This is a genomic window from Candidatus Abyssobacteria bacterium SURF_5, assembly GCA_003598085.1.
Taxonomy (GTDB): Bacteria; Abyssobacteria; SURF-5; order SURF-5; family SURF-5; genus SURF-5.
The window spans coordinates 1-20,348 of the sequence record QZKU01000064.1; the positions used below are offsets into that span (position 1 = coordinate 1).

The following is a 20,348-nucleotide window of genomic DNA, read 5'->3' on the forward strand; positions in this document are numbered from 1 at the left end:
TTCAGCAAGCTTAGGTACTTCATGAACCGCCGTGGTACGGAACCGTATGCCCGGTGGTGTGAGAGGTCGGCGGGGGCGACTCCGCCTCCTACTCGATTGGCCCCGTATGCGAGATCGGCTTTCATCCATTGAAAAAGCGCCTGAAGGGCTTCATCGAATCTTTCCAATTTTGCCGAGACAGTATTAGCAGGCGCATTGACTTTATCATGACGTTGATGTACTCTGATCTCCACTGCGGAGCTCTCCCTCATCAGAGCATGAGGAAAACTTGGAATATCATCAGTATCCCGGCTGTAAACCCAGCTTTGTTGCATGACGCGGATCTCCATCAATGGTTCCCGCCTGTCAATCATCGGGAGAAGTGGGCATGGACAACTCGCTTGTGAGAATGGGGCTTTGGATAAGCGAGCGACCTCGTGAGCGGCTGTTGGAATCTGTAGGGAATGTGTTCCAAGTGACGCTGGGAGAGGGCCTCGTAAGTCACTTGTGAAGAAATTGGGCATTCTTCTCTATCTAAAAGCGATTCGGCCGGATTTCGATTGTCTTCTTGACGTTTGCAAGGTTGCAGGCTTTTTTACGCCCGCATCAGTACTCATAAATTTATATGTGGTTCTTTGCATAGGGTACGATACCATGCGGATAATGCGTGGATCAAACAACGGATGTGCATCACCTGATTAAACTGTCTTTTACATGCGTTGCCACCGGACTTGTATTTTTCTTGGCAGTATCGTTCTTGCTTCGGCCTACACCCCTTTTTGCGGGAGATATGGATGGCTGGGTCACCGTCAACTACGTCAGAAGCGAAGATGACGGTGAAACATTCACGTCGATGGAACAGAGAGTGCGTCTGAACTGGAATACCGCGTTCAGCAATGTCGACTTGCTGAATCTGTACTTTCAATTCGCCCGACAGGAACAGACAAATCCGGATTCGGAAGAACTGAGGCCGCTCGTCGGATTAAATCTTGTTGGACCGGAATACCGCTTAATGACGGAATACAGACAGTTCACTGACCGGAATCTTGAAGACGACGGGTTCACGCTGGAGACCGACACATTCTTTACCGTACTGGACTTGGACTATGGTCCGGAATTTCCCGATCTGACATTGGATTTCATACGGGTTGAATCCAAGGACGACGCTGACGAACCGCGAACTGATTTCGTTGAAACCGATTTCGGCCTGCGGACCACGTACCAGAACGGCCCGCTCTTGGTAAGATACTCGCACAGAGAAAACATTTTCGATAATAACCTCACGTTCCTGTCTCCCATCGAATTGGATGCTCCCATAGGAGTTGCCGTTGACATCGCAGGAACCATCTACGTGACGGACGCAGCGAGCGACCGGGTGCTAAGGTTCAGTCCTTCCGGCGCCTTCATTGGAGAGTTCGGGAGTTTCGGCACCGGCCAGGGCCTTTTCCGGGATCCCGCCGGCATCGCAGTCAGTCCGGATTCGATTTATGTCGTCGATTCCGGAAATGATCGAGTCCAACGATTCGATCTGACAGGCACCTTCGTCTCTGAGTGGGGCATCCTCGGAAGCCAACCCGGTGAGTTCAATGATCCCTTCGGCATAGCAGTTGATCCCACCGGTGTTTATGTCACCGATCGGGTAAACGACCGAGTGCAAAAGTTTACTGCTGACGGCATATTCCTGTTCTCAATCATCGGATTTAATGAACCGCACGGAATCGCTTCAAGCGGGAGCCTTATTTTTGTGGCAGACACATCGAACCACCGCATCCAGGTGTTCACCGTCGATGGCACATTTGTCACCCAATGGGGTTCGTTCGGCTCTGGACCCGGCCAATTTCAGTTTCCCGCCGATGTCGCGGTCGATTCCTCGAACCGGGTCTATGTCACCGACAGAGGAAACAATAGAATCCAGGTTTTTACAACCACCGGCGCATTCCTCGATTCCTTCGGAACCGCCGGCAGCGGTCCCGCAGAATTTCAGGCGCCCGAGGGTATTGCTATCACGCCGGCCGATGACCTTGTGGTGGCCGACACCGGAAACGGCCGGTTTCAGGTGTTGACAAACAACGGTATGTTTCGGTTCGCAATCGGATCGGTCAGCGCCGAGGAAAGAGGAAGAAGCACGGAATTGAGTCTGGATACTTTCAACATAGCTTATAGTAAAGAACTTTTTACCGGTGTATTCGCCTCCGTTGATTATGACCTGTTCCTATCCAATGAGGAGGACAAGGATACGGGAGAAGACATCGTCGGCAGTGAAAATCACGATATCGATTTTCAGCTACGCCTGCTTCCCTACCGGTGGATGTCCTTTACCTCGCTTTATAACTTCCGCTTCCTGACTACGGAATCGGGCGATGTGGAAACGGATCGAGACGAATTTACGCAGTCGTACATCCTGGCCCTGCAACCCATTCAGCGCGCCATCTTCTCGGCCTCTTTCACCAAGGATGAGGTGGAAACCAATATCGGCCCCGATGAAGGAAGCACCTTCACCACGGTCAGCCTGAACATGTTCCCGACAAACCGGGTCAATCTCAACCTCAGTTATTCCGATCTCCAGAGCGAAGAAGACGGCGAGCAGGTCCTGGAAACGGATACCTTCAGCGCCATAGCCGACATGAACCTGTACCGCGGGATCGATCTGAATCTGGCGGCTTCCACAAGCAAAACCCAGGATCTGGAAGCCGACGGGGAAATCGATACTCAGCGGGTGAGGGGACTGCTCAGGTTGGTGCCGAGACCGACTATGCTGATTAACCTCACCTCGGAATATACCACCAGCGACAGCACCTTTGCCGGGACGCCGGATATCAGCACCGAGACGCTCCTCAGCAGCGCAGACATTACCTGGGCTCTCAGCAGGCGCCTCAGCCTGTTTTTGAACCTCGATTACCTCGAAAGCGAATCGGCCGACATCAGCACCAGTGAGTTTAACTATCTATCCGACGTCATCTGGAGAATGAACAATTATCTGACGTTCTTCGTCGGCCACCGGGGAGGCACGGAAGAGGAGGAAGTTGCAAGTTTTAGAACGCAGGCAAGATTTCCCTTTATGTGGGATACCAGGATGACCGTTAATTATGAAATTGAAGCCGGACAGAAAACGGACAACCAGTTCTTCTTCTTTGAACTGAGCAAGCTTTTCTAATTCCCGTCCGTAATCTATAATAGGAACAAGATGACATCGAAGGAGAAAATCATGCAACTGAAATATAATTTTTCAAAAGGCTTCTCAATGAAATATGTCCCTCGCCTCATTCCTGTTGTGTTGTTCCTGGTTCTCAATGCAGCCTGCGCGCGCGACAGGAATTCTTTCAGACATCCCGAGGCCGATTTCAGCTCGATCACGCGGGTGGCGGTCATCCCCTTTGAGAACTACACGAATTCTCAATATGCCGGCGACATAGTGACCATGATCTATATGTCCGAGTTGTTAATGAATGTGGATGTCGAAGTGGTCGAGCCGGGCGAGGTGGCTCGCGCTCTGGGGGCAGACGGCACTCGAGCCGGAAAATTGAGCCAGAGCGAAATTAAATCGATCGGTTCCGCATTGAAAGCCGATACCTGTATCTTCGGCACCGTACAGGAGTATGGGACGGTGCGGGTGAGGAATGAAAATTATCCCGTCGTTTCCGTGAATGTGCGATGGGTTGACGCTCAGACCGGGACGATCATCTTCATGGCGTCGGTCTCTGAGGAAGGCAGCCCGCAAATCCCCGTGATCGACGTGGGCGAAGAGCAGCTTTACAGCGTTCTCGCCCGCAGGGCATGCAGGAAACTGGTAAACATGGTGAGATGACCGATATGCTGAAACAGACTCGGATTTCGATTATCGTTGCGCTTGGAATTCTCCTTTCTTTGCCTGCCTGCGGTTCGCGCACCTATGTGGTGCGCCCGGCCCCCGAGGTCGTCTCCTTTAATCGAATCGCCGTGTTCCCTTTCGAAAATCTGAGCGGCGTTCCCGAAGGCGGGGATAGAATGACGAGTATCTTGATCTCCGAGTTGCACAACGCAAACCTGGTGAACGTTGTCGAGCCGGGCGAGGTGCAGCAATTCATCCTGCGGTCCCGAATCCGATTTCCATCGCAGCTCGACGTGAACTCGATCCGTGAAGCGTCGCGACAGTTGAATGCCGACGGCATAATCTTCGGTACCGTCAACGAATATGCGGTGATTACTACAGATCTCGGACCTCTGCCCGCCGTGTCCGCTTCGGTCAGGCTCGTCGATGCCGGCACCGGTGAAATCGTTTGGTCTTCAACGCATTCACTTCAGGGCGACTTTAAGGAAACCTTTTTCGGCATCGGAAGGGTAAATTCGCTTGGCACCCTCTGCGAAATAGTGGTTGAAGATCTGATCGCAGAGTTGGGAGTGGCAATGTATCCCGAACTCGGACGCTCAAGAGAGGGCGTGGAGTGGACCTCCGCCGAGCCGAAAAAGCGGCGATCAGACAAAGGACCTGAGCCCGCGCTTCCTCTGTCGCCTACACGCACCGAACTGCAAACAATCGAGTCCGAACGCGAAAAGGCTCACAGCGACGTCTTACAGGAATGGCAAACAATAAAGGGCATTTCCGATTGATTAGCATCATCATTGACTGCAGGAGTTGTAGCACCTTGAAAAAATATGGATTCTACAGATTCTCGGGATTTTTAACATTGCTTCTTCTTTTCTTCACCCTTTCAGCTTTCAACCGGGACGGCGGACCCGAAGAGATTCCATGCCTTGAATGTCATGATGACCAGGCCGACGCCCTGAATGAGCGCTATGTGCATTATCCCTTCGAGATGAAACAGTGTGATGCCTGCCATGACTCCAAGACCTTCACTCTTACCGAGCAGATTCCTGATTTATGTCTCGTCTGCCATCGCGATTTTCGCAGTGAGCAGCAGGCCGTTGTGCATCCCGTGGCGGAGGACTGCACCTCCTGCCATAGTCCGCATGCGTCAAAAAATCCCCTGATGCTCCTGGAACAGGTTCCCGGTCTCTGTTTCTCATGCCACGAAGGGATCCCGCAGGAGGAGAAACCCAAGTCCGTCCATGCTCCCGTGGAAGGCGGGGAGTGCGTGACCTGCCATTCACCGCACACGTCCGAGAATGTTTCTCTGTTGAAGTTGAAACCTGCCGAATTATGCGGCGGCTGCCACGACTCGTCCGATCCCGATTTTTCAAAGGCCCACCTGAACCTGCTGAAGGCGGATGCCAAATGTCTTTTGTGCCACCGCGGCCATTTTTCATCTAATGATTCGCTCATTCTGGAAAACTCGCACTTTCCGTTTGCAGAAGGTATGTGCGATAGCTGCCATGAACTGCCGAGCGAGGCGAAAGAGATATCGTTGGTCGCCTCCGGATCCGAATTGTGTCTTACCTGCCATTCCGATATCGACGAGCTCCTCCAGGCGAAATTTCCTCACGTTGCCGCGACCGAAGACTGCCTGAGCTGCCACGGCCCACATGCGACCTCGAATGAGAAACTGCTGCTGGAGAAAGGACAGCAGATGTGCGGGCAATGCCATGAAGAATTGATGGCTCAGCAAGAGGGGGCTCAGTTGCATGCCCCGTTCGAAGGAGGGGAGTGCGCCAAATGTCATGATCCGCATGGATCAAGTGAACCCGGCATTCTTTCCGGCGCTGAGACACAGCTGTGTCTTGGCTGCCATACGCGAATCAAGGAACAGATCGATAAAGCTCATCCGCATACCGCCGTCACGCAAGGATGCGTATCCTGTCATCAACCGCACCAGGCACAGTTGTCTTCGCTGCTCAAGCAGGAGGGGGAAGAGCTCTGTTTCCGTTGCCATGACTCGCGCCAGCGGGAAATATCCCGTTTCGTTCATTATCCTTACAAGGAAGGCGCTTGTCTATCGTGTCATTTACCCCACTCGGGGGTGGGAGTGGGGGATTTAACGAAGGAAGTCATCCAGCTCTGCACCACGTGCCACCGGAAAAAACATAAGGATTTTCCGCATCCCGTCGGCTTGAAGCCGTCGCCGGGCTTCATCGTGAAGCCTGAAAACCGCCTGGATTTCGGACAAGACGAGGAAATCGTCTGCACTACCTGCCATCTTCCACATACTTCTGACGCGCCGTTTCTGCTTCGGATCGGCGTGACAGGAGGGGATCTCTGCTACGAATGCCATCAGCGATAGGTTTTCCATTACTTCATAATCCTTTTGGCAAGTTTCGTGCTTCCTTTCCTCGATAATGAGGCCCACGTATTTGCGGCCTCACCACCAATCAGCACCGTCAGGGCTTCAGGCGCTTTTTTATGAATACACCCGTTGCAAACGACACGACAGCGCAGGAAAGGCGCCGCGCCTCTCGCATATCCTGCTCGCGTTTTGCCTGCTCCTGCTCTCTCAAACCGGAGTCCCCTTCTGAAGTGATCGGCGATCAGGAGAAGCTTGGAGCGCTTCTGCTCAACCTCTGTGCCGGTGGAGTATGTCTCGAAAGCAACTTCAAGCCTCGTCCCGGTTCGATGATGCAATTCCAAATCCGTCCAATTGAAGGGCCCGAAATGCGCGCCACCATTAAAATCCTCCATGCTCGCCCCTCCCGTGCAAAAGGATTTTATAAAATCGGTTCGGAATTCGAGGACCTCAGCGAAGAAGACCGGCAGAACCTGCTGACGCTCTTGCACATGGTGGAGCGTATCGAGAAGGACCTTGCTCAAAAGTAAAAAACCATCTTTTTTAGAAAAATTCCACGCTTGGATTCAGTAATTTGACCCACTCGCCCGAAACACGGAATTCGGTGCCGCCTGCTGTTACGGCATTGACATTTTTCGTCACCGGCGTTATATTGATGCAGAACAAGTCTTCGGCCGAGTTTGATGTACTTCCACCTCAAATGCAAGCCGGCAGTGCCTCTCGCCAAAGCGCTAGAATGAATCTTGCTCATGCTGAAGAAGCTTTTTCAACCGAAATCGATAGCCGTTGTTGGCGCCTCACGAGAAAAGGGGAAAGTCGGCTTCAACATCCTGAATAACCTCATCAAGTATAAATTTCCAGGTAAAATAATTCCCATAAATCCGCAAGCAAAAACCATTCTCGGGAAAAAGTGTTTCCCCTCACTTCGCGATGTGCCTGCCGAAATAGACCTTGCAGTCTTCGCGATCCCGGCTCGAGCCGTTGTCGACGTCTTCGATCAGGTTGGAGAAAAAGGTATACCTGCGTGCATCGTCATCTCAGCCGGCTTCAAGGAAATCGGCAAAGAAGGTTCGCAGTTGGAAGCAAAACTGTCACAGAAGGTCTCGGCGATGGGCGTTCGAGTGCTGGGTCCAAACTGTCTCGGACTCATTGATACGGCAGCGCAATTAAATGCTTCCTTCGCTGCGGGTATGCCGATAAAGGGCAACATCGGCTTCTTTTCACAATCAGGTGCGCTCTGTACCGCTATCTTGGACTGGGCTCTCGGCGAAGGAATCGGCTTTTCAAAGTTCGTTAGCCTCGGTAACAAGATGGACATCGACGAAACGGATATCTTGAACGAGATGGGTGAGGATGAGCAGACCGAGGTTATCCTCGGGTATATCGAGGGAGTGAAAGACGGAAGAAAATTCCTGGACGTCGCCCGCTCGGTGACAAAAAAGAAGCCGGTGATCATGATCAAATCCGGCGGGACGGAGGCGGGCGCCAGGGCTGCATCATCACATACCGGATCTCTTGCCGGCTCGGAGAAAGCGTTCTCCGCGGCTTTTGTTCAAAGCGGCATCATTCGCGTCACATCCATGGCCGAATTGTTTGATTATGCCCGCGCCTTCTCGTCGCGCCGTTATCCAGCCGGCAAACGTATTGCAATTGTCACCAACGCGGGAGGACCGGCCATTATCGCCTCGGATGCCGTCGAACATTCTTCGCTTCGGATGGCAAGCTTTGAGCGCGAAACCATAGAATCTCTTCGGAAAGCCCTCCCCCCAAGCGCAGCATTATATAACCCTGTCGATTTGATCGGCGATGCGAGGGACGATCGTTATGCGGCTGCCTTGGCCGCCGTTTATAATGATCCGAACGTCGATGGAGTTTTTGTCCTGTTTACTCCCCAGGCCATGAGTGGCCCCGAAAAGATCGCCCGCGTCGTCAGCAATTACAGCACCAATGGGAAGCCGGTTATCTCCATCTTCATGGGCGGACCGACCGTCAAGGAGAGTATCAACATTCTCTCAAAAGCGGCCATCCCGAATTACCAGTATCCCGAAAGCGCGGTGGCCGCGATGGAGGCGATGGCGAAATATATCGAGTGGCGCAGCCGGCCCGAACCGCATTACAAGGAATTCAAGGTTCGAAAAGACATAGTCGCAAGCCTGTTGGCGGAAGCCGAGGAGAAGGGACAGCCTGAAATAGGAGAGTATCAGGGACGAGAGATCATTTCAGCGTACGGCTTCAAAAGCCCGGGAAGCGTTATCGCCAGTAATGCAGCCGATGCCGAATTCATCGCTGAAAAGATAGGGTACCCCGTTGTGCTGAAAATCGCGTCTCCGGACATTCTCCACAAATCGGATTTTGGAGGAGTCCGCGTTGGCGTCCGAAGTCGAGAAGAGGTTCGTAATGCGTTCAATGAAATTCGGGAGCGCGCGCGGCGATTGCTGCCGCAAGCCGACATCTGGGGGATTTCCGTCCAGGAGATGATTCAGGGCGGCAAAGAAGTCATTCTGGGTATGGTGCGCGACGCACAGTTCGGGCCGGTTATCATGTTCGGGCTCGGCGGTATCTACGTCGAAGTCTTGGAGGATGTCTCCTTTCGCATTGCGCCACTCAGCGTGGAGGACGGACGCGAAATGATTCAAAGCATCCGCTCATTCCCGTTGCTCCAGGGAGTGCGCGGGGGACAACCCATCGACATCGAACCCATAGTCGATTCGCTGCTCCGACTGTCGCAACTGGTAATGGATTTCCCCGAAATCTTTGAAGTGGACATCAATCCCCTGAAGGTCTTTCCCGAGGGGCGCGAGCCTGTGGCGCTTGATGCCAGGCTCATTCTGAGAAAGAAAGAGGTGACGAAATGATTCCGCTGTTTGTCGATTCCCTCTCGGAATACTCGGGAAGAAACACGATCTGTTTCTCAACCGGCTTCAAACTGAAAGAGGCAAATAAGAAGGTGGGCTTCTTCAAACCGCTCGGCGTCTTCCCGACGAGGGTGGATGGTGTCCTCACCGACGAGGATATGGTCTTCTTCAAGAACCTTCTGGGCCTGCACGACGCATTAGACGATCTCTGCCCGGTCGTGCTGACACAGGACCTCCTGGACGACGTGCTCGAGGGCAGAAAAGTCGACTTGGTAGATAAGATCCGAGCCTCTTTCCAAAAAGTCGCCGCGGATAAGGAGGTGCTTATTGTAGTCGGCATCGGGTACCTGTGGAGCGGTTCCTTCATCGGTCTTTCGGAAGCCGATTTCCTGCGAGAAGTCGATGGGAGACTGCTGCTGACTGACAGATTCGGCTGGATCAATCGGACAGCAGACCGCCTGCTCGCGGCCCGCCAGGAGGTGGGTGACCGGCTGGTCGGCGTTATCTTCAATCGTGTCGAACCGAGGGAAGAGCACCTTGTCGGACATCTCCTTTCCGATTTTCTCAGATCCAAGAACATCGATGTTTTCGGCGTCATACCGGAGGACCCCAAATTGGGTGCCGTAACCGTTCGCGAGATCCTCGAGTTGACCAACGGAAAGCTCCTCTGCTGCGAGGACAAACTCGATGAGACGGTAGAGCGGTTTTCGGTGGGAGCAATGACCGCCGAAGCGGCTCTTCGCCATTTCATCAGGATCCGAGAAAAAGCAGTCATCACGGGCGGAGACCGTGCCGATATTATGCTGGCGGCCCTGGATACCTCGACAAAATGCCTCGTTTTGACGGGAAACCTCTACCCCAATGACGTCGTTATCTCACGCGCCCAGCAGGCCGGCGTGCCGGTGATCGTCGTTCCCGGTGATACGCTGCACACTATTGAGAAGTTTGAAGACATCATGGGGCGCCATAGCATTCGGGAGAAAAAGCAGGTGGATTACGCCGTCAGACTGATGGACCGGCACATTGATTATGATGCGCTGTTCAAGAAGATAGGGTTATGAGATCCGGGAGATGCACCAGTGGCGATGCGAATAAAAATAGAAGCGGGCGGTGTGACGGCTGAGGCTCTCCTGAATGAGAGCGGGGCGGCCAAATTGATCTGGGATGCGCTCCCATTTGTCTCAAAAGCGAACAGATGGGGAGAAGAAGTCTACTTCACCATTCCGGTGAGCGCGGAGTTGGAAAACGCCGCGGAATTGGTTGACGTCGGCGATCTGGGATACTGGCCGCGAGGCTCTGCTTTCTGCATCTTTTTCGGTCCCACTCCGATCAGCCGAGACAATGAAATCAGACCCGCAAGCGCCGTCAGCATTATTGGAAAGATAGACGGCGACGCCACGGTCTTTCGGGTGGTTGAGAATCAGGAGAAAATACGCCTTTCCCGTTCCGAATGATCGATCGCCCTCGGTGAAAATCCCGGCGTCCTTGCCTTTCAGAAATTATCTGATGTATAATTTTCAACGAGTCAGAATGATTTTTCAATCTGCAGGAAGCAATATGAAAAAGACTTTTTGTCTGGCGTTATTGCTGCTGGTCTTTTTACCCGCACATGCATTTCCGCAAGAGGACGGCAGAAATGAACCGGATTCCTTATACCTCGAACGGGAAGATTCTTTGAAAAATGAAAGTGGCGGTCTCCTTGATTTTCTTCCTTTTTTCGGCAATAAAAGGAATGAGATTCGCAATGAGAGACTGCTGCCGTCCCCTTCGCCGAAAGCAAGCAAGCCCGTCCTGGCCGCACGAGAATTGAACGAGCTGAAAACCTTCGCCGGTAATTGGCTGTTGACATCTGAAATAACCGAACCCGCGGTTAGAAAAACTGAAGACGACAGCTATTACCGGGACTATATCGTCTTCGACGACGAATACACGATTGAGGTAATGAGGGGCGATTCACCCGAAAAGCCTTTTATAGGATATGTCTATGCGCGGGGTGATTATTTCCAAACGGCCCCGCATGAAACCGCCGAAGAGGCCCGATCTGATTTCAATTTCAAGTATCAGCCGCTCGATTTCCGCGTCATCTTCGAGCGAATCGAGAAGTGGGATTATTCTACCGAGTCGCAGGAAGCGCCCATCGTGTTCCGGGAACAGTGGGTGTTTCAAAAGCTGCAATCGAAAGCAAAAGCCGAAACCTCCAAAGCTCCGGCTGCACCCGAGGCCGCCGCTCCACCACCCGAACTGGTTCTGGAACCCGCGATTCAGAAAAATGAGAATGCGCGGCAATAAGAAGCGCTTCCTTTCCCAAATGATTCCAATCAATTTATTTCAGGCGCTTCCTTAAGAGATTGAATGAACATGCTTGCCGTTTCAACATCATGGAAATCAACCAAAGCGAAGAACGCCGATGAAATTATCCGGCCCGTTCTGAAGCTCGGCGTGAACACCATCGAATTGGAATACCGTGTAACCGAAGAGGTATTCCGGCAGATGTCGCCGGCGCTGAAGCGAAACGAGCCGGCAGTTTCAAGCGTCCATAACTTCTTCCCGGTTCCACCCATCCTTTCGGAAGACGAGGCCGGCGGGGACGCCTTCCTGCTTTCCTCGCCTGAAAAGGAAGAGCGCGAGCTTGCCGTAAAATATACGCTGAGGACACTCGAGTTCGCCCGAGAGGCCGGCGCCTCAGCCGTCGTCCTCCATCTGGGAATTACCGAAATGGATGATGATTACCATTACTTGAAACAAGAGTATGCGAAGGAGAAGCCCGCGGTGGAGAAAGGCCGGATACGGGAACTGCTTAAACAGAGGCGGAGTATTAGCCGTAAGTACCTCGATTCGGCTTTATTCAGCCTTGATAAGCTGTGGCGCCCGGCGGAAAGACTCTCGCTCATCTTGGGCATCGAGAACCGAAATACTTTGCGGGAAGTTCCCAATACCGAAGAACTGGAGGGTATCCTCGACCGATTTCGAGGAGGTCCGTTCGGCTACTGGCACGATACCGGCCATGCAGCGGTACAGGAACTGTTTTACGGAATTGAGCACGAGGCGCTTTTGGCCTATTTTGCCGACCGCCTGGTGGGGACGCATCTGCATGATGCGACCGGCGGCAGCGACCACAAGGCGCCGGGACAAGGAAAGATTGATTTCGACATGGTCAAGAAATATATCGGGCCATCTGTCCTTCGCGTAATCGAAGTGCATTCCGGCGTGAGCGAGCAGGAACTGAAGGAGGGCATCAAATTCCTTCAGGATCACAATTTGGTGTTCGAGGGCGAAATCGCATGATGCCCGCCTGCACTTTGTAAGTTACTGTGGAATAAAGAGGTTTCAAAAGTTGATTTTTTTATGCCAGTCCAGCTATAATATTTTTTACCGCAACGGCATGAGATCGGCAGGCATACCACCGAAGCAGGATTGAATGGAACAGAACCTGAAGAGATTTTTCCTGACCGTTTGCATTTCGCTGAGCTTCGTGGTGTTTGCCTTTTTGAGCGCCCTGGGGTATATGGCGCCGGCAGTGCGCTTGACATTTACTACATACCAATTCTTTTTGGTAGGAGTATGTGTGGGCGCTCTTCTGCTGTCGACGATCGGTCTGATCATCAAGCGAAGCGAGTGGAGCCACTATAATACGTATTTCATCACGGTCATGATCAGCGTCTTTTTGTTGACGATGATCAACTGTGTCATTTTTCGAGTCCTGGGGGGTGAGCAACTGATTCGGAGGCTCGTAGGAGATATTTGGGTTCTTCTTTCGATCGGGTGATCCCGCTGTGGGTTGCACGCTGTTGTCTTGCTGTGAGAACAAGGAGGAAATTCATGCGAAAGTTAGTGGGTCCAGTCCTGGTGGCAGTTGTCTTGCCGGCGCTGGTATTATTTCTTGGGTGCGGCGATTCCAATATCAAGAAAGCCAAGACATTTCATGCCGAAAAGCAGTATGCGCAGGCAATCCACCATTACAGACTTGCTCTGGAAAGCGATCCCGAAAACCAGATAGCCAGGTATGGATTGATCGAGGCGTACGCCCAGGAAGTGCTCGATATGCATCCGGAAAAACTTACCCCGGAAGTTGTGGCGGGGGTAATGACCGAGTTGCGCCCAATCGCACAGCCGCTGATGTCCGACCCGAACATCAAGCGTTATCTCTCTCTGATTTATCAGATGATCGCCAAAAGGTACGCTGAGCAAGGACGTGATGACCTGGCCGCCGAGGCATGGGCAGAGGTCATCCAGATTGAACCCACATTCGCTGAAGCGCATTTTAATCGAGGTCTCGCCCTCTTGCTGGTGGGCCGCAATGAGGAAGCTTTGCCTAATTTTGAAAAATCCGTTGCCCTCAATCCGTACTTTGTGAAGGGGTATCACGCGATTGGCGACGTTTTTATCAAGTTGCAGCGGTTTGATGAAGCGATTCAACAGTACGATAAGGCATTGGAATTGAACCCGGAAGACCCTGCGATTCACCACAATCTGGGGCAAGCGTATTTACAGAAAGGTGACGTGGATAAGGCCATCGCCGAATTTCAGAATGCGCTGGAGCTAGAGCCCGGTTATATTTTAGCCTATCGCAGCCTTCATGAGGCATACGAGAATAAGGGCGATAAGAAGAAGATGCAGGAGATAGATGAAAAGTGGAAGAAGCAGACTGAAAACTACCTCCAGGCGCTGCAAGACAGCGGTGCTCTCCCCGGAGAAGCCGCTCCCGGCGAAGGATCATAAGCTTTCCCCTCGGTGAGAAGAATACACAGATGAAAATCAAGCTGAACATGAAGCAGATAGCCGTGGTTGCGCGGGAATTGAAAGAAACCGACCGAAAGAATTTCGACGTGACCGATGTGGCCCAAGTCTTCAAGATGCTGCAGTACTGGGTCAAAACGGCAGGTTCGGGAAAAGAGAAGATTCAGTCGGTTACAGAATTGCCCGATGGCTATCTGTGCAGAGTAAACAGCACCTTCCACGACGCCATAAAGGCATACATCAGAGAGATTGGGTCACGCAAGCTGTCACAGCAGATGCATGACATAAAAGCTCAGGAGGCCATGGAAAACTACGATCGCCTCATTAAGGAAGCTGAAGAAGGAAAGCGTCACCTCGGCAAATGACAGCTCTTATTTTACCAAAGGGAGTCTAAGCATGAAACTGAACAGGATTTGGCTTGCATTGGCCGCCGCCCTTGTCCTCTTTGCAGGATGCGCGGAGAAACAACCCCCCCTTTTCCAACTGATCAAGCTGTTCCAGGAGGAGAAATTCGACCAAACCATTGCGCTTGCTGAAAAACTGACCGCCGAAAATCCGGACAACTCGCAGGCGCATCGGTTTCTCATTCGGGCCGCGCGCGAGCAAAATGCTTTGAACAGTTATAAGGAAAAATATGAGAAGCTGGTCCAGGAAAATCCGCAGATCGCCGGTTATCATTTCGGACTCGGGTACATTTGCATCCAAGTGGACGAGTATGAGAAAGGATTGGCTGAGCTCGAGAAAGCGACGGAACTGAATCCGTCCATCGATTACGCGCACTATGCCATCGGCTGGACTCATCTTCGCTCCAATTACAGTAATGCCGATCCCGAGAAAGGCCTGGCCGCATGGAAGAAGGAAGAACAACTGAATCCAAAATCTCTCGGTGCGCTCCAGGTATATAATGACAGAGCTGATTATTATCTGCGGAAAGGCGATGCCGCTGCCGCCGAAAAAGATTATGAGAAAATCACCCTCTACGCCTTCGCCCCCGGCGACATTGCCGGCGCCAGGACCTATATCAGCCAAATCCGAACCTACCGAGATGAACTTGCCCGGCTTGAGGCCGACGTGAAGGATAAACCGGACGACGCCTCCCTCCGCATGCAACTGGGTGTCCTCCAGTACAAAAACAACAAGATCGATGAAGCCATCAATACCTGGTTGAAGGCTTCCGAATTGCAGCCGGATAACGTCGATGTGCGAAATTATCTCGGAAAGGCGCTCCTCGAAAGACAACGTTTTGCCGAGGCCGCCGACCAGTTCCTCAAAGTACTCGAGATAGATCCCAACATGGCCACCGCCTACTACAATCTTGCCGTCGCGCAGGAATTGTTGGGGAAGCCGGAGAGCGCCGTACAAAACTACAAGAAGTACATCGAACTGAATCCCATGGCCCCCAAACTTGAGGACGTAAAACAGCGTATCACAAATCTGGAGGACTCTACCGGCGTGACGGAAGGATGACCGCCGCCGCTGGCTCTTTTGTCCCCATGTTTTCCGCTTCCGCCAAAGGAGGATGTTTATCGTAAGCCATCCTACAAGGCCCTGTGTGTTTACGGCAGGCGATACTGATTCGGCGTCCTTCCCCGCCCCCAAAATATCTGTTGTCGTTCCCGTCTTTAACGAGAAGGAGACGCTTGAAACATTGTTGGATCGTGTCGAGCAAACCAATTTTGATAAGGAAATTATCATTGTCGACGATGGATCGACGGACGGCACGCGCGAAATTCTCAAGAATAAATTCGAAGACAAATATACCGTTCTTTATCATCAGCAAAACATGGGCAAGGGCGCAGCGCTCCAGTCAGGATTTGACCAGGTAACCGGTGACATTGTCATCATTCAGGATGCAGATCTGGAGTATGATCCTTCCGATTATGGAAAGCTCATCGAGCCGATCGTCCGTGGCAACGCAGATGTTGTTTTCGGCTCGAGATTCCTCGGCGGGCCTCACCGCGTCCTCTTCTTCTGGCACTACATGGGCAACAGGATCCTTACCCTGTTTTCCAACTTGCTCAACAATCTGAACCTTTCAGACATGGAAACCTGTTATAAGGCCTTTAGAAGCGACATCCTGAAAACGTTGCGTCTTCGCTCGAAGCGGTTCGGATTTGAGCCGGAATTCACCGCCAAAGTGGCTCGCCGGCGTCTGAAGATCTACGAGGTCCCCATCTCCTACTACGGCCGTACTTATGAGGAAGGGAAGAAGATCACGTGGAAGGACGGGTTCTCCGCCATTTACTGTATCATCCGGTACAGGTTCTTTGAGTAAAGGGACATACTGTCTCTGTCTCCTGCCCGGGATTCCCGGAAATGTACGATCCGATAGCAGTCACAGCCGCAATGGAGCGCGAAGTCGGCTTTCTTCGCAGTGCCCTTGTTCCAGCGAACTCCGCCAGGAAAAAAATTGTTTCGGGTGCGTTTGGCGGAAAAAATGTCTATCTGCTCCGCACCGGTATCGGCCCGCTCAAGACCGTCCAGCGCCTGGGCGAACTGGAACAGTTATGCACGCCGCAATGCGTTATTTCCATTGGATGCGCCGGCGCGCTCGACAGCTCTCTGCGGATCGGGGACATCATCGTTTCCGAAGCTCTCCATGATGACGTCTCCAGCGGCAGCCTCTGGAAGACCGCTCCGGCGCTTGTTGACGTCGCGATCAAAAGCTGCGAAAAATTGAAGGTGCCGTACCGAGTCGGTAACACTGTCACCACAAACGCCGTCGCCGCAACCCCGCCGGAAAAACGGCGCCTCTGCCAAAAATATGGCGCCCTTGCAGTTGACATGGAAAGCGCGCAGGTGGCTTCATGGGCGGCTCGATTGCAGATACCGATGCTCTCTGTTCGCTCCATTTCGGATCTTGCAGACGATACACTCCCTCCGGAACTGGCGGGCATGTATGACAAGGACGGAAAATTGCGAATTGCACAAGCGTTCTCGTTGGCCGGAAAACCTTCCTTATTTCTTACTGCTTTCCGGCTGAAAGCACAATTTGACCGCAGCGTTTCGGCTTTGGCAAGAATCATGCTACCTATATTGCAGGAGATCTGAATCTTGTCCTCCCGTGCCCGATTAGAGGTATCTGGATTCACCAAAGGACAAAAGAATCGATTGAACATTCTGCACAAAGCATTGAGACTCAATAATTTGTTTGACAATTCCGAGACGCTCGGATATAATTTCTCCAACAGAGGCAAATGAATGGGTTGTACATTTATGGAAAAGGGGGGTAAAATGCGAAAGACGCTGTTTGCCCTGGGCGCTTTTGTTCTTCTATTTTCTGGCTGTCTGACAATTCCACCCTGGACCGCGGTCGGAGATGCGGCCTTGCCTGAACCTATTGGCCCCGAATCCACCTATACCGGTTTCGGTCAACCCGGAGCGCACGATTGGACAGATTCCGATGCACGAACGCTCCTGTGGCTCCGCAGCAATCTGCCGAACCTGGTTTCGGACATTCCCTTTCCTATCATCGAGTTTTTCAGTTATAATCAGCACCATCTGACTCATCCGTATATGCCATTTGAGTACAGTTACTACTTCGCTGATCCCGATGATCCGGTGCTCTTGGTGCGCATGCTTTCAGTTACGGCCAGAGATCGCAATAGGACCCGTCGCGATGTGGTCCTCGAGGAGCAGCAAGAGGATCTTTCTGCGGCGGAACGGCCCGTTTCCACCACGGTTTCGGGGCTTTCCGACGGGGAGGTACGGGAAAGACTTCTGGTTGTATACCCGTAACTGCACATAAACTCTCAACAACAAACGGGAAGAGCAATACTTCCCGTTTTTTTTTAAGAAGACAGGCTCGGTTATCGTTTCAGCGCCGTTAAAATCCGCGGACGTGAATCGATGCTCAACCTTTCAGAAGAAAAACGACAGGAATACCTGCAGATCGCCATCGGAATAGGGATCGGGCTGATCTTCTTTCTGCTTTCCTTCACCGTGCCGTACGAGCGCGTTGAATTCCTCTCGCTCGACGCCAGATTTAACCTTCGCCCGCCCATACAGCAGAACCCGGATATCGCCACCATCGATATCGATGACAGGGCATTGAGGGACGAGGGCAGATGGCAGGATTGGACCCGCGACAAGCACGCTCGTGTCATCGACGTGATCCATTCAGCAGGCGGGGCCATGGTGGGCGTGGATATTTATTTCTCAGAAGACAGTCAGCAAGTTGTGCATCTCCAGGACGTCCTGCGCGCTAGCTCGCTTGATGAAGTTGTAGGTTCGCTTCGCGATTACGATGCCGAACTCGCTGCCGCTGCCAAAAAAGCAGGCAGCATCTACTGGGGCGCTACCTTCATCTTGAATGAGGGCGACGGAAGCGAGCGGCCATCAGAACTGGCCGAAACCAATTATTCAAGGTTATCGCACGACGTTCTCGAGTTCCTTTTCCGGAGAGGCTCATGTGTGGTTTTTGACGCCAAAATGACCTGCTCGGTCCCGGACGCTGTTGCGCCGCAAGCCTTTCCGATACCGTGCCTTGTCGAGGCTTCTCGCGGGATCGGATTTGCGCAGATCGTGCGAGAGGCAGACGGCCTGGTCCGCAAGTACCCCACCTTCATCCAGTATCGCGCGCCGGAGGATGAGGAGCACGTTTACCTCTTCCCATCCATGGGACTGGCTATGGCGTGCGAGTATCTCCAGGTCCCGTTGAAAAATCTCCGCCTTCACTTCAATAAGCACATCGAGATCCCTGACGCCATCATGCCCGATGGTTCCCGGCGAACTCTGCGCATACCAATCAACCAGCGCGGGGAGATGATTATCAATTGGATAGGCGATTTTAAAGACGCTTTCCGCCACTATCCATACTCCTCTCTTCTTCAGTTGCAGGACCGCGAAACCCTCAGCAGGATTAAACATTTTCTCTCGCTTCAAGACACTGCCATTTTCGATGACCCCGTCCTGCTAATGAATGCAACTGCGTCTGCTTTTCCGGGGGTTGATTCCGTTCCTGAATGTATCGCTGCCATTTACGGAGCAAGAAAATATGAGGAGGCTCTTGAATCCGGAACCAGCGAGTTCTCGCCCGCCTTGTTCCAGCAGGTTTTTGCAATCGCACCGGAGGATGCCCCCGCTCTTTTCGAAGGGCAGGCCGAGGTATTTGAAAACGTGCGCGGACACTATCAAATGTTGCATTTCCTGAAATCCAATCCGGCGATATCACTTGAGGACGCCGCCAAAGCAACTCAAACGAACCCCGGGGCGGTTGATAGTCACTACCGCCGCATCCAGGCCCTATTGCGGGCAGGCGGACCTCAGCCCTCCGACAGGCCGCTCTACTTTCCCGAGCCGGTTATGTTGGAGGGGAAAGAGATTTCCCTGAACGAGCTGAAGGGGGGAGTCTTCTTTTACGGGCTGACAGCCACAGGAACGCACGACCTCAACCCGATGCCTTTCAACCCACGCTATCCCATGGTCGGCGCCATCGCAAATGTTTTCAATACCATAGTGACCGCTCAGTTCATCACGCCCTTCGCCTCTCGATGGAAACTCCCGATCTTCGTTTTCATCGGGTTCTTTACCGCTTATATACTTTCTTCGCGAACTACCATCCGCGGGTCTCTTTTCACGATGCTATTTCTTGTTGCGTACCTCCTTTTTGCCTACTGGCTTTTTGTAAACAGGCGAATTTGGGTTGATGTGGTCGGACCCGTGGGCACTATCCTGGTGTCCGATGCCGTGATCGTCTGGTACAAATTCAATACAGCCGAAAAAAAGAGACGATTCATTAAGAGCGCCTTCGAACATTATATGAATCCCGCGGTCGTTGAACAGATTGCCAAGAATCCCGATATGCTGGAGTTGGGCGGAAAGGAAATGGAATTGACCGCCTTCTTCTCGGATGTGGCGGGATTTACGACTATATCCGAACAATTGAATCCCCCTCAGCTTGTCGAGTTGCTGAATGAATACCTGACGGCGATGACCGATATCGTACTGAAATATAACGGCCTTCTTGATAAGTACGAAGGCGACGCGATCATCGCGGTCTTCGGCGCGCCTATCCACTATTCCGACCATGCCGCAAAAGCATGCTTCGTGGCTCTTGACATGCAGGAGAAGCTCAAGCAGATGCGTGAAGGATGGAAATCCGAGGGCAAGCCCCAACTGCACGCCAGAGTCGGCATTAACTCTGGGCAAATGGTGGTCGGAAACATGGGCTCAAAAACCCGCTTCGATTATACCGTCATCGGCGATTCCGTCAATCTTGCCTCCCGGCTGGAAGGCGTCAACAAGCAGTACTCGACCAGTATTATGATCAGCGAATTCACCTATGCCCTCTGCAAATCCGACGTCCATGTGCGCGAGATTGATCTCATTCAAGTGAAGGGGAAGGCCAAACCCGTAAGCATTTATGAAGTGTTGGGACGCGCAAGCGAATCGCTTCCACCCGGGCTGGAAGAAGTGGTGAACCATTACCTGATCGGTCTGCAGGCCTACCGAAAAAAGGCCTGGCAAGAAGCGATCAAAGCCTTCGAGCAGGCCCTCGCAGCGGTTCCCGATGACGGCCCTTCGCTCACATACCTGAATCGATGCAGGGAATACCTATCCGCGCCGCCTCCCCCGGATTGGGACGGCGTCTATGTAATGACAACAAAATGATAGACGACAA

General features: G+C 52.5%; 19 protein-coding genes. 18 read left to right on the forward strand and 1 reads right to left on the reverse strand.

Features of this window, described 5'->3' with window-relative positions; genetic code table 11:
• Nucleotides 1–329, reverse strand: a 329-nt coding sequence (locus C4520_09065) for a hypothetical protein (GenBank protein ID RJP21797.1), incomplete at its 3' end; no start/stop codon positions are given.
• 440 nt (nucleotides 330–769) lie between these two features.
• On the opposite strand from C4520_09065, the gene C4520_09070 reads away from it, so the two are divergent.
• The 18 genes from C4520_09070 (at nucleotide 770) to C4520_09155 (ending at nucleotide 20,338) form a co-directional block, all read left to right on the forward strand.
• Entirely contained in the window at nucleotides 770–3,133 is a 2,364-nt protein-coding gene (locus C4520_09070; GenBank protein RJP21798.1) for a 6-bladed beta-propeller, read from the forward strand.
• A gap of 30 nt (nucleotides 3,134–3,163) precedes the next feature.
• Entirely contained in the window at nucleotides 3,164–3,784 is a 621-nt protein-coding gene (locus C4520_09075) for a hypothetical protein (GenBank protein RJP21799.1), read from the forward strand.
• Entirely contained in the window at nucleotides 3,781–4,566 is a 786-nt protein-coding gene (locus C4520_09080; GenBank protein RJP21800.1) for a hypothetical protein, read from the forward strand. Before C4520_09075 ends, C4520_09080 begins: the two co-directional genes overlap by 4 nt.
• Entirely contained in the window at nucleotides 4,536–6,134 is a 1,599-nt protein-coding gene (locus C4520_09085) for a hypothetical protein (protein RJP21801.1), read from the forward strand. The genes C4520_09080 and C4520_09085 overlap by 31 nt, the downstream gene beginning before the upstream one ends.
• 119 nt (nucleotides 6,135–6,253) lie before the next feature.
• Nucleotides 6,254–6,664, forward strand: coding sequence for a hypothetical protein (locus tag C4520_09090; GenBank protein RJP21802.1), 411 nt, complete (start codon nucleotides 6,254–6,256; stop codon nucleotides 6,662–6,664).
• Nucleotides 6,665–6,883: 219 nt separating this feature from the next.
• The gene (locus tag C4520_09095) at nucleotides 6,884–8,989 is read left to right on the forward strand and encodes a CoA-binding protein (protein ID RJP21803.1); all 2,106 of its coding nucleotides are present in this window, start codon (nucleotides 6,884–6,886) and stop codon (nucleotides 8,987–8,989) included.
• Nucleotides 8,986–10,050 (forward strand): phosphotransacetylase family protein, encoded by a 1,065-nt coding sequence (locus tag C4520_09100; GenBank protein RJP21804.1) that lies wholly within the window; start codon nucleotides 8,986–8,988, stop codon nucleotides 10,048–10,050. Before C4520_09095 ends, C4520_09100 begins: the two co-directional genes overlap by 4 nt.
• Before the next feature lie 24 nt (nucleotides 10,051–10,074).
• A complete protein-coding gene (locus C4520_09105; protein ID RJP21828.1) occupies nucleotides 10,075–10,443 on the forward strand; it encodes a hypothetical protein in 369 nt (122 codons plus the stop codon).
• 103 nt (nucleotides 10,444–10,546) lie between these two features.
• Nucleotides 10,547–11,278 (forward strand): hypothetical protein, encoded by a 732-nt coding sequence (locus C4520_09110; GenBank protein RJP21805.1) that lies wholly within the window; start codon nucleotides 10,547–10,549, stop codon nucleotides 11,276–11,278.
• Between the two features lie 63 nt (nucleotides 11,279–11,341).
• Nucleotides 11,342–12,274: a hypothetical protein gene (locus tag C4520_09115; GenBank protein RJP21806.1), complete on the forward strand. Its 933-nt coding sequence runs from the start codon at nucleotides 11,342–11,344 to the stop codon at nucleotides 12,272–12,274.
• A 133-nt stretch (nucleotides 12,275–12,407) separates the two neighbouring features.
• Entirely contained in the window at nucleotides 12,408–12,755 is a 348-nt protein-coding gene (locus tag C4520_09120) for a hypothetical protein (GenBank protein RJP21807.1), read from the forward strand.
• Nucleotides 12,756–12,808: 53 nt separating this feature from the next.
• Complete coding sequence (locus C4520_09125) at nucleotides 12,809–13,708, forward strand: tetratricopeptide repeat protein (GenBank protein ID RJP21808.1); 900 nt, start codon at nucleotides 12,809–12,811, stop codon at nucleotides 13,706–13,708.
• A gap of 29 nt (nucleotides 13,709–13,737) precedes the next feature.
• The gene (locus C4520_09130; GenBank protein ID RJP21809.1) at nucleotides 13,738–14,091 is read left to right on the forward strand and encodes a hypothetical protein; all 354 of its coding nucleotides are present in this window, start codon (nucleotides 13,738–13,740) and stop codon (nucleotides 14,089–14,091) included.
• Nucleotides 14,092–14,122: 31 nt separating this feature from the next.
• Entirely contained in the window at nucleotides 14,123–15,193 is a 1,071-nt protein-coding gene (locus C4520_09135) for a tetratricopeptide repeat protein (GenBank protein RJP21810.1), read from the forward strand.
• 52 nt (nucleotides 15,194–15,245) lie between these two features.
• A complete protein-coding gene (locus C4520_09140) occupies nucleotides 15,246–16,001 on the forward strand; it encodes a glycosyltransferase family 2 protein (GenBank protein ID RJP21811.1) in 756 nt (251 codons plus the stop codon).
• 41 nt (nucleotides 16,002–16,042) lie between these two features.
• Complete coding sequence (locus C4520_09145) at nucleotides 16,043–16,777, forward strand: hypothetical protein (protein ID RJP21812.1); 735 nt, start codon at nucleotides 16,043–16,045, stop codon at nucleotides 16,775–16,777.
• Nucleotides 16,778–16,960: 183 nt separating this feature from the next.
• Nucleotides 16,961–17,464, forward strand: a complete 504-nt coding sequence (locus tag C4520_09150; GenBank protein RJP21813.1) for a hypothetical protein — start codon at nucleotides 16,961–16,963, stop codon at nucleotides 17,462–17,464.
• A 111-nt stretch (nucleotides 17,465–17,575) separates the two neighbouring features.
• Nucleotides 17,576–20,338 carry a CHASE2 domain-containing protein gene (locus C4520_09155; GenBank protein RJP21814.1) on the forward strand — a complete coding sequence of 921 codons (2,763 nt, stop codon included), beginning with the start codon at nucleotides 17,576–17,578 and terminating at the stop codon, nucleotides 20,336–20,338.
• Nucleotides 20,339–20,348: the final 10 nt, after the last annotated feature.